The organism is Bacillus solimangrovi (assembly GCF_001742425.1).
Classification (GTDB): Bacteria; Bacillota; Bacilli; order Bacillales; family Bacillaceae_N; genus Bacillus_AV; species Bacillus_AV solimangrovi.
In genome coordinates, this window is sequence record NZ_MJEH01000042.1 from 1 (window position 1) to 14,760 (window position 14,760).

General features: G+C 34.7%; 13 protein-coding genes, 2 tRNA genes, 2 pseudogenes and 1 other annotated feature. Of the genes and pseudogenes, 3 read left to right on the forward strand and 14 right to left on the reverse strand.

The genetic code is table 11. From position 1 onward, the window contains the following. Both ilvB and ilvE read right to left on the reverse strand, forming a co-directional pair. A partial coding sequence (gene ilvB, locus BFG57_RS13495) for a biosynthetic-type acetolactate synthase large subunit (protein ID WP_069718026.1) occupies positions 1 to 1,168 on the reverse strand: 1,168 nt, incomplete at its 3' end. 188 nt (positions 1,169 to 1,356) lie between these two features. After that, positions 1,357 to 1,622, reverse strand: a binding site (T-box leader). 13 nt (positions 1,623 to 1,635) lie between these two features. Beyond that, positions 1,636 to 2,535 carry a branched-chain-amino-acid transaminase gene (gene ilvE / locus BFG57_RS13500; RefSeq protein ID WP_069718027.1) on the reverse strand — a complete coding sequence of 300 codons (900 nt, stop codon included), beginning with the start codon at positions 2,533 to 2,535 and terminating at the stop codon, positions 1,636 to 1,638. 626 nt (positions 2,536 to 3,161) lie between these two features. On the opposite strand from ilvE, the gene BFG57_RS13505 reads away from it, so the two are divergent. Beyond that, positions 3,162 to 3,350, forward strand: coding sequence for a hypothetical protein (locus tag BFG57_RS13505; RefSeq protein ID WP_069718028.1), 189 nt, complete (start codon positions 3,162 to 3,164; stop codon positions 3,348 to 3,350). Positions 3,351 to 3,692: 342 nt separating this feature from the next. Here BFG57_RS13505 and BFG57_RS13510 read toward each other — a convergent pair. From BFG57_RS13510 to BFG57_RS13560, 12 genes and pseudogenes are all read right to left on the reverse strand, one after another. Beyond that, positions 3,693 to 3,766: transfer RNA gene (locus BFG57_RS13510), tRNA-Arg, on the reverse strand. 10 nt (positions 3,767 to 3,776) lie between these two features. Beyond that, positions 3,777 to 3,850, reverse strand: a tRNA-Gly gene (locus BFG57_RS13515). Between the two features lie 78 nt (positions 3,851 to 3,928). Then, positions 3,929 to 4,444, reverse strand: coding sequence for a metallophosphoesterase (locus BFG57_RS13520; protein ID WP_069718029.1), 516 nt, complete (start codon positions 4,442 to 4,444; stop codon positions 3,929 to 3,931). Continuing rightward, positions 4,441 to 5,061, reverse strand: coding sequence for an XTP/dITP diphosphatase (locus tag BFG57_RS18690; RefSeq protein WP_069718030.1), 621 nt, complete (start codon positions 5,059 to 5,061; stop codon positions 4,441 to 4,443). Before BFG57_RS18690 ends, BFG57_RS13520 begins: the two co-directional genes overlap by 4 nt. 15 nt (positions 5,062 to 5,076) lie before the next feature. Continuing rightward, positions 5,077 to 5,820, reverse strand: coding sequence for a ribonuclease PH (rph, locus tag BFG57_RS18695; protein WP_069718031.1), 744 nt, complete (start codon positions 5,818 to 5,820; stop codon positions 5,077 to 5,079). A gap of 275 nt (positions 5,821 to 6,095) precedes the next feature. Then, positions 6,096 to 7,166 carry a GerMN domain-containing protein gene (locus BFG57_RS13535; protein ID WP_069718032.1) on the reverse strand — a complete coding sequence of 357 codons (1,071 nt, stop codon included), beginning with the start codon at positions 7,164 to 7,166 and terminating at the stop codon, positions 6,096 to 6,098. Between the two features lie 193 nt (positions 7,167 to 7,359). Then, positions 7,360 to 8,154, reverse strand: a complete 795-nt coding sequence (gene racE / locus BFG57_RS13540; protein WP_069718033.1) for a glutamate racemase — start codon at positions 8,152 to 8,154, stop codon at positions 7,360 to 7,362. Positions 8,155 to 8,347: 193 nt separating this feature from the next. Further along, positions 8,348 to 8,434: pseudogene (gerE, locus tag BFG57_RS13545) on the reverse strand (spore germination transcription factor GerE); the annotation flags it as partial. Between the two features lie 53 nt (positions 8,435 to 8,487). Continuing rightward, positions 8,488 to 9,942 (reverse strand): recombinase family protein, encoded by a 1,455-nt coding sequence (locus tag BFG57_RS13550; RefSeq protein WP_069718035.1) that lies wholly within the window; start codon positions 9,940 to 9,942, stop codon positions 8,488 to 8,490. Positions 9,943 to 10,047: 105 nt separating this feature from the next. Beyond that, complete coding sequence (locus tag BFG57_RS19475) at positions 10,048 to 10,173, reverse strand: hypothetical protein (protein ID WP_281186696.1); 126 nt, start codon at positions 10,171 to 10,173, stop codon at positions 10,048 to 10,050. A 185-nt stretch (positions 10,174 to 10,358) separates the two neighbouring features. Beyond that, on the reverse strand, positions 10,359 to 12,263 hold the full coding sequence (locus BFG57_RS13555; protein ID WP_175428360.1) for an FAD-dependent oxidoreductase: 1,905 nt from the start codon (positions 12,261 to 12,263) through the stop codon (positions 10,359 to 10,361). Positions 12,264 to 12,462: 199 nt separating this feature from the next. After that, positions 12,463 to 12,651: a helix-turn-helix domain-containing protein gene (locus BFG57_RS13560; RefSeq protein WP_069718036.1), complete on the reverse strand. Its 189-nt coding sequence runs from the start codon at positions 12,649 to 12,651 to the stop codon at positions 12,463 to 12,465. Positions 12,652 to 13,051: 400 nt separating this feature from the next. Between BFG57_RS13560 and BFG57_RS13565 the strand changes: the two genes are divergently transcribed. Both BFG57_RS13565 and BFG57_RS13570 read left to right on the forward strand, forming a co-directional pair. Next, a complete protein-coding gene (locus tag BFG57_RS13565; protein WP_069718037.1) occupies positions 13,052 to 14,239 on the forward strand; it encodes a helix-turn-helix domain-containing protein in 1,188 nt (395 codons plus the stop codon). A gap of 286 nt (positions 14,240 to 14,525) precedes the next feature. Beyond that, positions 14,526 to 14,760 (forward strand): annotated as a pseudogene (locus BFG57_RS13570) (hypothetical protein); the annotation flags it as partial.

Consider the following 14,760-nt stretch of genomic DNA (forward strand, 5'->3'; position numbering starts at 1 on the left):
CCTGGGAATCATGAATCATTTGTATTAATCGCTGTGGTTTGAGTAATGGAACGGCTTTTTTGTACACTAATGGATACTCTTCTTTCCAATTATGAAGCTTCTTTCGCCAAATACTTGTATCTCCCTTTGTTCCATCTTCTTCAATTAATGCTTCAAGTGCCTTCTTCGCATCTCCAACTACAGGAATTGCTGTAGGAACGTTTTTCCCGATTTCTGCAGGGTCAATATCAATATGTGCAATTTTTGCATTTGGGGCAAATTCATTAAGATTACCTGTCACCCGATCATCAAAACGAGAACCAATACTAATTAATAAGTCAGACTCATAAATCGCCATATTTGCTGAGTATGTTCCATGCATCCCAGCCATACCTAAAAATAATTCATGATTCCCAGGGAATGCACCTAACCCTAGAAGTGTACAGGCCAGTGGAATATTTTGTTGCTCAACGTACGTTAGCAATTCTTTGTTTGCTCTAGCATGCAATACTCCAGCTCCAGCAAGAATTAATGGCTTCTTAGCATGGCTTACTGCTTCAGCAAGCTTCTTAATTTGCAATTGATTAGGATTATATGTTGGCTGATAACTAGGAATATTAATTGGTAAATCATAATCAAATTCGGCTTCTATAATCGCTACATCTTTAGGAAGATCAATTAGTACAGGTCCTGGTCTACCTGTTGATGCTATATGGAATGCCTCTTTGATAACTCTTGGCAATTCTTTAACATCTCGAACTTGATAGCTATGCTTTGTAATTGGCATTGTAATACCCATTACATCTGCCTCTTGGAAAGCATCAGTACCAATTACATTAGTAGGGACTTGCCCAGTAAATACAACCATCGGGAGTGAGTCCATCATTGCATCTGTTAAACCTGTTACAATATTGGTTGCACCAGGTCCAGATGTTGCTACCACTACACCTGTCTTACCAGAAACTCTTGCATATCCTTCTGCTGCATGAATTCCACCCTGTTCATGTCTAGGCAAGACATGGTCAATACCTGCATCGTATAACTCATTGTAAATCGGAAGCACTGCCCCACCTGGATATCCAAAGATTACCTCAACATTCTCAGCTTTCAATGCTTCTACAAACATCTTTGCACCTGACATTTTTGTTACTGACCGCTTCATTTTTTTCTCTTTTACCTCTGTGTTCATTTTCGATTCCCCCTAGATTTTTAATTGTTAAGGCAACCAAAAGACTGAATAATTAGTTATTAATGAATATTCTGATATATAAATGTACGATTTTGCTATTAAATGATGTAGTTTTCCACCTTTTCACTAAAAAGATCATCTATAACAATGAAAAAAAGACCTTTTCACCCCATAAAAGCCCTACGGCTTAAAGGGGTGAAAAGGTCTTCCTCTCCACGGTACCACCCTTTTTCGTGATTCATTTACAAGAATCACCTCATGAACGACTTGAAAGAAAAATCGTTCAATTTTCAATAACGAGTAGCAAGATAACTACCCGGTCAACCCTACTTGAACTCGTTTCAGATTGACGCTCCGAGGTGAGCTTCATCGTAAGGGTAACACCGGCTCTCAGCTACACCGGTTCTCTGGAGATACCACAATTACGATTACTAATCCTCTTCTACGCTTTGTTTGTTATTCACTTTTCAAGAACTCATCTTTTCATTGTCATATACTTTCAATCCATCTTTTGTTACGCGTTCGCGGAATGCTTGAAGCAACCTTTGAGTGTGTTCCCCAGGTTTTCCATCCCCAATTAGACGACCATCTACTTTAACTACAGCAATTACTTCAGCTGCTGTTCCTGTTAAGAACACTTCATCAGCGATATAAACTTCATGCCTTGTGAACGCTGTTTCTTTTACTTCATAACCTAACTCACTTGCTATTTCTAAGATGACATTTCTTGTCACCCCTTCTAGAGCACCGATATATCCAGGTGGAGTTATGAGTTGTTTACCTTTAACTATGAAGATGTTATCAGCTGAGCCCTCTGCTACATAACCTTGGTCATTTAACATAAGCGCTTCGCTAACATTTGCCAAATGTGCTTCAATCTTAACTAATACATTATTCAGATAATTCAGTGATTTCACCATAGGACTCAACACATCAGGACGATTTCTACGGCTTGCTACTGTTACAATATCCAGACCACTCTCATATAACTCTTCTGAGAAAATAGCTAACGGTTCACAAATAATTACTACAGATGGTTTTTCACATTTAAAAGGATCAAGTCCTAAGTCACCTATTCCCCGTGATACTACAAGACGAATATAAGCGCTTGTTAAACCATTTTTCACAACTGTTTCAGCAGTAATTTTTGTTAATTCTTCTTTTGTATATGGAATTTCTAACATTATTGATTTTGCTGAATCATATAAACGGTCAATGTGCTGTTTCATTCGAAAAATATTACCGTCATATACTCTGATGCCTTCAAAGACACCATCTCCATATAAGAAACCATGGTCATATACAGAAATCTTCGCCTCTTCTTTTTTTACGAAATTCCCATCTAAATAAATCCATTGGTCACTCATGCCATCACGCTCCAATTAAGTTATCATCATTACAATATCATTTAGTAAATCTAATTTACAAATGTAGTATATTTTGTATCATCTTAAAAATTCTGAATAAAAAAAATCACATGAACTACTCAATTAAAACCCTGTGGCGATGAGTCTTGTTCTCTTTATTGAGGATTATCTTACGCTCATTTATCCTTTGAGTCAACACTTTTTTTAAAAGTAGTTTGACTATATTAAGTTTTTAATCTTATTGAATTCGCTTACATCGCTGGAACAACAATCTTTGTGATTATGTAAAAAAAGTATATTTTATTCGAACACTATACTTTTTTCGAAATTATTTATGCTACAAAACAAGAAGGACTTCTGTATTTACAATCATTTCAATTAAATGGGTAAATAACTTACTGTTACCATATAGAACCGTAAATTAAGAGATTTCACCTTAATAACCTTCACCTAATTCATCCTAAATTTAAAATATGCATATCTAACATAATAGATACACCTAAATAGACTATTAATTTTTAATTTTAACTTACAAATATTTTTATAAACCTTTAATGGACTAGTTAAGTTGTCTATACAACATTAATTAATGTGCATACTCTGATTAAAAGGGGGTGAGTAAACACATGAATTATAGATATCGTGGAGAACCAGTTAGAGTTATGGAATATGGCGGGCGCTATGTTGATGGGATTATGATGGGAGAATCAGCTGAAGGTGTTTGGCTTAGAGGCCGCGGTGGTAGGAGAATTTTTCGTCCTAGGAGGCTTATTCGAACTATTATTCTATTAAGGCTGTTAAGAAGAGCTTTCTAAAAAACGTTTAATTCACACGTACAACTTACAAAGTTTAAACAATGTTAATCACCTTTAAATCATCCATATGAACATGATAACCTCTATTTTTCAACTATTAACCTAGTGAGTCAATAAATTGGGATTGTTTTAGTAAAACTAGATTTAAAGGCACTCCCTCTCTATTCTGAATTACAGTAAGCGTAAATTTATTCACCTAATCGTTTTAGTAATTCGTTAATTTTTAAACTTTTCAACTCATAAGTAGCTATTAAGAAAATAGAAAAAAGCGCTCTTAAACGTTGGAACAACAACATTTAAAGCGCTTCACATGATTTATATAACATTAGGTACACTTAAATACGTCCCAGGAGAGATTCGAACTCCCGACCGACGGCTTAGAAGGCCGTTGCTCTATCCAGCTGAGCTACTGGGACAAATTATGTATGGAGCGGGTGATGGGAATCGAACCCACGACATCAGCTTGGAAGGCTGAGGTTTTACCACTAAACTACACCCGCACAATATTGGCGACATAAATAAATATATAAAAACTATGATCTTTTGTCAATAGGAAATGGAGAATTTTCTCCACTTTCCTATTCCAATATTGTTTCAAAAGACATTTCCTTAACTTCGGTTCCTTCTGTTGTATAATATCGCACTGTAATCTTCTTACTTTGTTCGATAGACAAAATTGCATACGTCTTATCTTTACGAAGTCTAGGAAGACGAATACTTCCAGGATTAATTAACACGATACCGTTTGCTTCTTCTACGCTCGCTATATGAGAATGGCCGTAACATACAATACTTGCCCCAACTTCCTTAGCTCGGTAGATTATATTCATTAATGACATTTTGACATTATAAAGATGCCCATGTGTAATAAAACAGTTTACACCATCGATGCTTTCAACTCGTTCTTCAACATATTTATCATCAAAATCACAATTTCCTCTAACAGAACGAAAATATTCCATACTTTTTTCATTTGCAGGTAACTCTGAATCACCACAATGAATGAAAGCATCCACATCTGAATGATGACGTTCTTTTAAGGTAGCTAAAATTTCTTCATCACCGTGATTATCACTAACAATCAATACGTTCATAGTCGTTCCACCCTTGTAACAAGAAGTTCATTATTTCTCAATAATTCTTTCAACTTCTTTAACGCATTCGCTCGATGACTAATTTGATTCTTTTCTTCTTTTGTTAACTGTGCCATCGTTTTTTCTTTTGAAGGGATGAAAAAAATAGGATCGTAACCGAAACCTTGATTTCCTTGTTGTTCTTTCGTAATCATACCCTCACATGTTCCTTCAACAATGATAGTATCCTTATTAGGTATTGCCACAGCGAGAGCACAGAAAAAACGAGCCGTCCTCTTTTCACTTGGTACACCATTCATTTCTTCTAGTACCTTTAGTAGATTTGCTTCATCACTTTTATGCTCACCTGCATAACGAGCCGAGTAAACTCCTGGACGACCATCAAGTGCATCAACAATTAAGCCAGAATCATCTGCTATGACTGGTATTTGTAACCTCTCTGCAATTTCCTCTGCTTTCTTACGAGCATTGTCTGCAAATGTTTCACCATCTTCAACAACATCAGGAATATCTTTGTAATCAAGTAAAGAAGTAACTTCAATACCTTTTCCCGCTAACAAATAAGCAAAATCTCTCACTTTCCCGACGTTCTTCGTCGCTACGATTATTTTTCCCATTTTGAATCCTCTCCACTATTCGTTTCCTATTTTTTCTGCAAGAATACCAATCGTTTCTTTCTGAATTTCAATTAACTCAAGAATCCCTTTAGAAGCTAATGAGAGCATCTCATTTAATTGCCCAGCGGAGAAAGTTGCTTCTTCTCCAGTACCTTGTAGTTCAACATATTCTCCGCTTCCTGTCATAACCACATTCATATCAACATCGGCTTGTGAATCTTCTATATAACATAGATCAAGCATTGGACCACTCTCTGATAATATACCTACAGAAGTAGCTGCTAAATAATCTTTAATCGGAAACGATTTTATTTTTTTCGCTTCATATAATTGCCCTACTGCATGTACTACTGCAATAAATGCACCTGTAATAGAAGCCGTCCTAGTTCCACCGTCTGCTTGAATTACATCACAGTCTACCCATATTGTTCTTTCACCGATGCTATCTAAATCTATTACTGAACGTAGCGCTCTTCCGATCAGTCGTTGAATTTCCATTGTACGCCCTGTGACTTTACCTTTACTTGATTCTCTTATATTTCGTTGTTGGGTAGCACGTGGTAACATTGCATACTCAGCCGTAATCCAACCCTTACCTTGTCCACGTAAAAAAGGAGGAACTCGCTCTTCTACACTAGCTGTACAAATCACTTTCGTATCCCCTACAGATATGAGTACAGAACCTTCTGGATGTATTAAATAATTATTTTCAACCTGTACTTTCCGTAATTGATCATGTTGTCGATCATCAATTCTCATAACTAATATCCTCCTATAGCCATTCAATCCTACTATATTATTCAATAAATATTTAACATCAACCTATTATAATATGTAACATTCGACAATTATCCATACATTTATCCTGCCAGTTTTCACTTCAATATACTCAATGATGAATATCCATAATTTCGTAATTCAATTAACAAATTAATAACAGAAGATAAAAGATCAATCTTATGTTCAAACACGAAAAAAGGCTGCCACATACGCCAGCCTATCCATGTTCTCTATATTATAACAAAAATTACTCTCTAAAAACTACCTGTATTAACTGCTTCAGGCCTTGAAACTGGTTCGCTAATCTCTTCACCTTCATTATTATGAAGTAAAGAGTCACCATTAACTTGAAGAGCTACTTGTTCGATTCCTTCTTGTTCTGTTAATGATAATACTAATGATTTGAGTAAGTGTTCAGAGACCGCTGTACCTTGTAGACTTCCTAACAACACTTCATTAAAGTTTAACGTTACAGTGCCTTCGTCATTTTTAGGTTTCTCGACTAATGATAAATCTGGATGAAATTCACTAAGAAGTTTAGAATCGTAAGCAGGTCCTTCTATCAATTCAGCTACTACAGCCTCTACATTATTATTAGCCTTTTCCACACGTCTAGTTATAGGCACATAATACATATCCTCACCATTTTGGGCCAGAAAGTAAAGCGTCATCGCTTTACTATTCTGGACATCCACAACATCTCCGTGGTCAAAGTTAATACCATCTGCACGGCTTAAACCATCATTTATTGGTGTACCGTTAACTGGCATATAAGGTTGTTCATGTCCATTGATTCGAATCTGAACACGATCAATGTTATCAAATTGAGTAAGCGTCCAAGTGAGTGATTGCACGATTCTCTGCTCATCTTCAGGTGCATATTCTGTGAATTCAGTCGAGAAGTCTGCAACAAGTGTTCCTTCTTCCATATTAAGGCCAAGAACTTGAGTGCCTGCTGGTAGAACGGCTCTAAAACCATTTGGAAGTTCTTCCATAATTGGTCCATTCTGAACTAGATACTCTAAAGCTTGCTTTGCAACTTCTTTTGTTTTTGGTAACTGTAACATTTGTGGTACAACATAGCCATTTTGATCAATCAAATATAATTCACGCTGAACCATTTCTACATTCTGTTGATCTACTTCAATTATTTCCCCATTTTCTTCTGGTCCTTCGCTTAACATTCCTTCTTCTACATAAGTTGCATCATTAGGTTGTTCAACTTGCTGTGAAGCACGTTCTCCTTGAAAAAAACCACAGCCCGATAATAAAAGTACGAAAGCTGCTCCTATGATGCCTACACCTATTTTGTTGAAAGTCGGCATGTCTTTCCCTCCTATGACAGTTTGTACTATCATATATACGAGCCCACTACAAAATTAGACCAGTTAATTTCCTTTCACATTAGAAAGACTTGACGTATGTTTATTGAATGAGTTTGCACAGTTCTAAAACGTAATACACATAAACATTTTTATCTACATTCATAAAAAATAGCCTTTCTTAAATTAGAAAAGGCTATAAATCAATTGAATATACATGTTTAACTTCATGTTCGAACCATTTAGATGCGATTCGATGAAAAAGCTCTTTTGAACCTGTTGTTAAGAATAGATGATTCGGTATTTGTTCATCTGTAATAAGCATACCTCTATGGTCAAGAATTGTACTCACTTCTCTTGCTGTCTCATCTCCAGAACAAATAATAGAAACTCCTTCTCCAATGACATCCTTAATAATTGGCTCCAAAATTGGGTAATGTGTACATCCTAAAATCAACGTATCAATTTCGGTTGTCATCAAAGGTTTCAACGACTCACTCACAACTGCAAGAGCCTTCGTGTCCTCATAATCTCCACTTTCGACAATTGGTACAAACTGAGGACAAGCTAACATCTCTACACTTACATCGCTATTTATACCTTGAAGTGCTTGTTTATATGTACCACTTTTAATGGTATTCTCAGTCCCAATAACTCCGATATGGTTATTCGTCGATATTTTTAAAGCTGACCTTGCTCCAGGATGAATAACACCTATAACAGGAATGCTTAACTTGTCTCTTATTTCGTTTAATACAAGTGCTGTTGCAGTATTACAAGCAATAACAAGCATCTTTATATTCTTTTTCATTAAATAATGCACCATTTGCCACGTATATGCTTTTACTTCGTGTCTTGGTCTTGGTCCATAAGGACAACGAGCTGTGTCACCTAAATAGATTATTTCTTCTTTTGGTAATTGACGCATGATTTCTTTTGCTACTGTCAACCCACCAACACCAGAATCAATAACACCTATTGGTCTATTCAAAACAATCCCTCATTTTCCAGGTAATATATTTTTATGAGATGAAAACCTCACTCTAAGCACTACTATCTAAATTATCTTCCTTTTAGACAATCACTTACTCATTTTGGTCCGATTATTATAGAAATGCAAGTGAAATTATTCCCTTTAGTATACAAAAAATAACCGGCTCCTTAACAGAAAGCCGGCATGCTCGCTACAATTCTAATTCTCCCATACGAAGTAACTCAACGACGGCTTGTGATCGACCTTTCACGCCAAGTTTTTGCATTGCATTTGCAATGCATATTAATTGCAAATAGAGGGTATGAATATATTCTCCTACCCACTTATTTACTATTTAAAATTATACTTCACATCTACCGTTCCATCTGGATGTAGGATAATCTCATTGATTATTGTCTGGATTACATGGAACAAATTCTCTCCATGTTGTTGCAAATATGAGAATGCATGTTGAATGTTCTCAACAGTTTGTAGATCATAATTGATATGTTCAAAGGTCATTAATTTTTCTTTTAATTGCTTTATGTCACTGTGCAATTCGTTCCTTTTATTTTCTAACTCGGATTTATTAATAATTTGCTCCAAGTATAACTCTAATACATCCTTCTTCTTCATCTCTAACTGCTGAATCTTCTTCTTCAAAACTTTAACTTCAGAAGTTTTATAACTTTCAAGTTCGCTATCAAATTCAAATGAAACACCCTGCCCTTTTTCCTTCAGAAGATCGATAAGGAAATCGCGAAAATCCTCATATTGAATAGGTATATGATTCACACATCTATGCTTTCCAGCCCTACGATACGCACTGCATTTCAAATAATACCTTACATTCGAACCTGACTCTGTTTTCTTTCCTGATTGAAGGATCACTATATTCGATCCACACTTTCCACATTTCAACAATCCTCGAAACTCATTCCACACTGTTGTTTTCCTTTTATCATTCAAAACTTTTTTATCGTTAGCTTTCTCAAAATCTTTTTTTGAGATTATTGCAGGGTGATGATTTTCAAAAATGATCCACTTCTCCTCAGGATTCTTCACTTGTTTCTTATGACCATTTATTTTTACTTTCCCGTATTGATTTAAAATGAACGTACCATGATAAATTGAGTTTTTCAAAATTCTTTGTACTGTTGTCACCTGCCATTTCCCATTCTGTTTTGAAGGAATACCTTGCTCATTTAATTTATGCGTAATCATTTTATAGCCTAATTTTTCATCGTTATACCACTTAAAAATTTGTCTAATTATGTTTGCTTCTTTCATATTAACAACGAGCTTCTGTTCAATACGGTCATAACCGTACGGAACTTTTCCAATATGCTCACCTCGGCGAACCTTTGCCGCTAATGCAGCTGTTATACCACTTGATAATGTTCGACTATATTGAGCAGAAAACAAAGACCATAACTCAAATGCCATATCATTCTTACCTGCCTTATTTGAATCATAACCTTCCTCTATTGAAATAATCCTTACTCCATGCGCAATCAATACTTCTCGAATCTCTAATGAATCCTTTAAATCCCTAGCTAAACGTGAAATTGATTTAAAGATAATCATGTCAATCTCTTTCTTCCTCGCTTTACCTAAGATTGACTGAATTGCAGGGCGCTCCGTAAACAACGTGCCACTAATGCCCTCATCTTTAAAGACGTTTTTCTCATTCCATTCAAACCCATTTCGCTCTATCCAATTTCGACATATATCAACTTGGTTTTCAACAGATGAAACTTGTTCATCTCTGTCTGTTGAGACACGAACATAGATTGCATATTTCATATTATCACCCCAAAAACAAAGGGATAGTTACTATTGAAATACCACATAATATAGGTACTCCTACACTATTATCATTAAAAGAGAAGCAATTAGCACCAGTTGAAACTATGTTTTAGATGTTGTCACTTCCTTTGTAAAATAAGGAGAGAACGCATCTTTAAATACCACTTCTATCGCTTTGTCACCATATGATTCTTTTCCAACTTTTAAAGGACACTGTTTCCTTTCCATAAAATCACCTCATTACTAATCTATGCAATGAAATGAAAGGACGACCCTATGAAACTTTTTCATATAAAATAAAGGAAAAAGACGACCAATTAAGGCTGTCTTTTTCCTTTATATTTACTTTACTATGTAAAAATTCGAGTTAAGATTACCACTGTGAGACGATGACCACCATATAAATGTAAGGTTTATTTTATTTCTAATAATAAGTTGCCAAGCAAATAATATATCTCACTTTTTGATAAAATACGATTTTGTTTAATTTTTTGTTCTAACGTTTTATCAATGAGATTATTTGATTTTAACTCTGCCCATGTTGCTTCATCTGAATCTTCAATGAATACTTTTCCTACAATTTCAGCAGCTAGATCTCTCGTTAATACTTCATTTTCTTCATAATAATATACACTCAAATTATTAATCTCTCGTTTTTTCTCCTCATATAGCTGTTGGTTACCTCTTTTTATCGTATTAATGAACATGTTAAGGAACATGTGTTTATTTGCATCTTCTTCAACTGAAAGATCATTTGCATATCCCCCACTCAATAAACCAACATTCAGAAGTTCTTTGATACCAGGGTAGAACCACTCTCCCTTGTATGGATATTCAAGTTCAAAATGTTTAACAAGCGCTCCTTGCTCATCAAGTGAATTCCTCAACTGACGAATCAATTCCTTATTTGACGACATTTCACGAAAGTTCGTATTTTCTTCGATAGAAATTGCTGTAGCTACACCTGCAGCTTCACCAGTCGTCATCCCTGTAGGAATAATTCTAGCACTTCCAGCTGCAACAGAAGAAAAACCTGCTGAACGTCCCACTACAAGAAGATTCTCAACCTTTTTTGGTACAAGTGAACGAAACGGAATCGCATATTGAATAGGATTTGAGATAACATATCCATAATCATTAACTGATTGTGCTTGTACATCAACAGGGTATCCACCGTAACCAATACTATCCCAATGATCACGATTTTCCCATATATCGGACATAGGTAGCTGATATTCTGTTTCAATATGCCTTGTTTCTCGAATATATAACTCTTCAGGGAATGAGGCAATTTTTGCATCCTCAAATCCTGTCAGATTGTCTCTAAAATATTGAACGATGTGTTCTGTTTCTTTTTTTCCTCTGTCAATTGCTTTAGCTATGGACTCATCATTTAATCCATCTATACCAAATAGTTGTAGTGCATTAATGTAGTAATTATTCTCAGATTTAACAATGTTAAGTCCCCGCAATCTAGTCTCTTCTACCACTGGGGTGTACTTCTTAGTTAAGCCCTCAAACCCCCAAGCAACTACGGGTAAATCATTTGAAAATACACTTGTTGATGAGCTCTTTTCTACATCGCCAAATTGTTCAATAATTTCTTTTGATGATATCCTGCTCCAATCAACATCATTTAGGTGGATCATTAAAGTAACAGCCATTTTTCGATCTTCTTCCCCTATGTCCGCTCCTCCTATAAAATAGGGAGCACCTGTCAAAACTGCAAAATCTGCATCCTGAGTTGCATCTATAAATCGTTTCCCCTTAACCAATACTTCACCATACTCATTTCTTAATTTCACACCTTCGACAACGTTTTTATTTGTAACAATTGGTGTGATTATTTCAGTTGCTACTGACAACGTTAAATTAGATTCATTATCAACTAATTTTTGAAAGCCAGCCTTCGCAACTTGTAAATCAAAAGCATTTTTTTCTCCAATTAACTCATGCCATTCATTAAAAATCCCTTGTGACACAATTTGATCTTCATCACCTTCAGGTAGATCAATGAAATTCAACATCCCATATGTCATCAATCCACCTAACTCTTCTCTTTCCTCAATTAATAAAGTATTCATACCATTTCTCGCAGAAGAAACGGCCGCCGCGACCCCTTCTGGCTCACCACCAATAACAATTACATCAAATTCCTCTTCAAAATTATCTAATGACGTTGGTTGATTATACTCCTCTACTAATGCATCCATACGTTTAACCTTTGCTGAATCACTGAAATAATTAAGTACAGTAATCCCAACAAACAAACCGATTATTACCAAAATTCCCCATAGGAGTATTTTATTTCTCTTCACCAATATTCCTCCAACTAATATGTAATCAAACATAAAGACTATTAATATGTTTCCGTCTTACCAAAATAACCTATTAAATTTACATAATCATACAATAATAAACATTTATTCCACAATAAAGAATATTACCATAATAAAGAACAACAGTCGATTTTAAAGATACCATTTCAAACGTGTATTAATAATAAACAGTTGAATCCTATGTAACATAATACAAAAATTTGCTATCACTCCTCATCTCATTTGAAATGTGATTGCGCACGGTTTTTTCACTTATAAATAATTCCGCTGCGATTTCCTTCGTTGCTTTATCTTGAACGAGCAATTCAAATACTTCTCTTTCTCTTTTTGTTAATAAAGGCTTCGGCTGGTAGTTATTATCCTTCAATTAATAGCTCCCTCCTTACTGGATCCTGAGCCGGAAACAGAAGGAAATATATTCGTTTACCCTATACTATGAGTGTGAAGAATAATTGGTTACTACAAAACTGACATTGAAATAATAACTTATTTGTAAGGGATATCAGATTATTTCTAATACTTGACCTTCTGTTAACTACTTCGCACTGTCTACATTTTTTATGTTCGATTCTTAACAACAATTAACACTTGATGTAATATGTATGATTGATTTAAAATCTTGTATTTTATCGTAGTGGCTATTATAAGAATTTTTAAAAAAATACACCTTAATTGTTTATTTTTATTGTATACTATCAATAATGTTAATCTTATCAAATTTTTAGATAAAGAGAGTTGTGCTGAACGGGGACAGGGAGGAAAATCTCATGTACAACATTAAATTATTTCACTTAGAAACAGAGTACAATGAGTCCATTAAAAGTTGGGTAAAAGAAGAGTTAACAGACCAATGTAGAATTATTGAAGATGAAGGAAAAGGGCTTCAGGTTGATATTGTTATCGCTCAAATTTCAACACCATTTGATTGGGTAAAAGTCAATCGGCTTCGAAAGAAACATTTACAGTCAAAAATATTTGTAATAATGAATAATGACATGGTTTATACATCACCGATTGCAGTAGAGTTAAATGTTCATACATTACAAGTTACTCCATTAAGAAAAAATTTAATGATTCGTGCTCTTCACACAGCAATGGATGAATTGAATGATTTACCAATTGTTAGAGAGACATTTTTACGTAGATTAATGTATGGAGAAATTAAGACACAAGAAGAACTTGAACAGTACAAACGTATTGCAAAATTTGATAATATTCCAAATGTACTATGTCTCCTTCAAGGAAATGAAAGTGCGCAAGCATTCATAGAAAATGAGGAAGGACAACGCATCTTACGTTCACATGTGCGTTCTGTCATCAAAAATCATCTTTCTCATTGGATTAATGATGTTTCTTATGTCTCATTTAGTAAATATTTTGCAGTCATGTTCCATATTCCATTCATCTATAAGTCCATTCGTGAGTGGGATCAATTAAATCACCATTTATTAAAACTAATTGATGAAATTCATAAAGAATACGGAATTACTCTTCATGTAGGAGTTGGTTCAGTATATAACAATCCACTTTGCTTAAACAAACCATACCAAGAAGCAAAGAAAGCATTGAATCACTCTCTCACTGATGGTAAGCTTCTCTGTTTCTATGAAGAACTAACGAAAGATCAAAACCTACAAAAGTGCATTGAGTATATCTCAAACTATTATCACGAAGATCTTTCAATAAAAAAAGTTGCGAATAAAGTTCATCTCAGTCACACATACTTCTCTAGATTATTCAAAAAAGAGCTTGGGATTTCCTTCGTAGAATATGTTACAAATATTCGTATTAAGCGAGCAAAATGGCTATTGAGTCATACGAATGATACGATCGAAGCTATTGCCGCACAAGTTGGTTTTAATACACCAAATTATTTCAGCTCAATCTTCAAAAAACACGTCGGTGTATCACCAAGTGAATATCGTGAAGCACATATCATTACAGTTAACGATTAAATCACATCTTTTTATTTCAGTAAGCAATGTAAACGATTGCTTACTGTTTTTTATTTGAAATAAATTGCATAAATTATCTAAAGATGTCAGAAAAGTGATAATATTTCGTGTAATTTCAACAATATATTGTAAGGTGTTTTAATAATAGATACTCTATAATGGAGATTGTTATATATCAGATTCCATTAAAATTGCTTATCTACAATACTTAAAGGAGGGGAACTAATTTTTTGTCGTTCAAAAATGAGCGACCACTCAGTTTATAAAATGTTAAGGAGGGAAATACATGAACGCATACAAAAAAGAAGTTTGGTTTACTGCAATTATGTCAATTCTGTTTTTGATTTCTGGTCATATGGGTTTTTTATTTACACTTTTTCCTGTTAATGGTGATTTATTTGGCTTCCCTGTTAGTTATATTGTTCCGATCTTAATGGGATGGTTTGGAGTATTAGCCTTAACAATCATCGCTGGTAAACTAGGAAACAAAATTGACGAAGCTATTGAAACTGAAAATAAAC

Coding starts and splice junctions, on each gene's coding strand:
- BFG57_RS19475 (WP_281186696.1), bottom strand. CDS start 10,173: ATGGAAAGGAAACAGTGTCCTTTAAAAGTTGGAAAAGAATCATATGGT.
- BFG57_RS13535 (WP_069718032.1), bottom strand. CDS start 7,166: ATGCCGACTTTCAACAAAATAGGTGTAGGCATCATAGGAGCAGCTTTC.
- BFG57_RS18690 (WP_069718030.1), bottom strand. CDS start 5,061: ATGGGAAAAATAATCGTAGCGACGAAGAACGTCGGGAAAGTGAGAGAT.
- BFG57_RS13565 (WP_069718037.1), top strand. CDS start 13,052: ATGTACAACATTAAATTATTTCACTTAGAAACAGAGTACAATGAGTCC.
- ilvE (WP_069718027.1), bottom strand. CDS start 2,535: ATGAGTGACCAATGGATTTATTTAGATGGGAATTTCGTAAAAAAAGAA.
- BFG57_RS13520 (WP_069718029.1), bottom strand. CDS start 4,444: ATGAACGTATTGATTGTTAGTGATAATCACGGTGATGAAGAAATTTTA.
- BFG57_RS13550 (WP_069718035.1), bottom strand. CDS start 9,942: ATGAAATATGCAATCTATGTTCGTGTCTCAACAGACAGAGATGAACAA.
- BFG57_RS13505 (WP_069718028.1), top strand. CDS start 3,162: ATGAATTATAGATATCGTGGAGAACCAGTTAGAGTTATGGAATATGGC.
- rph (WP_069718031.1), bottom strand. CDS start 5,820: ATGAGAATTGATGATCGACAACATGATCAATTACGGAAAGTACAGGTT.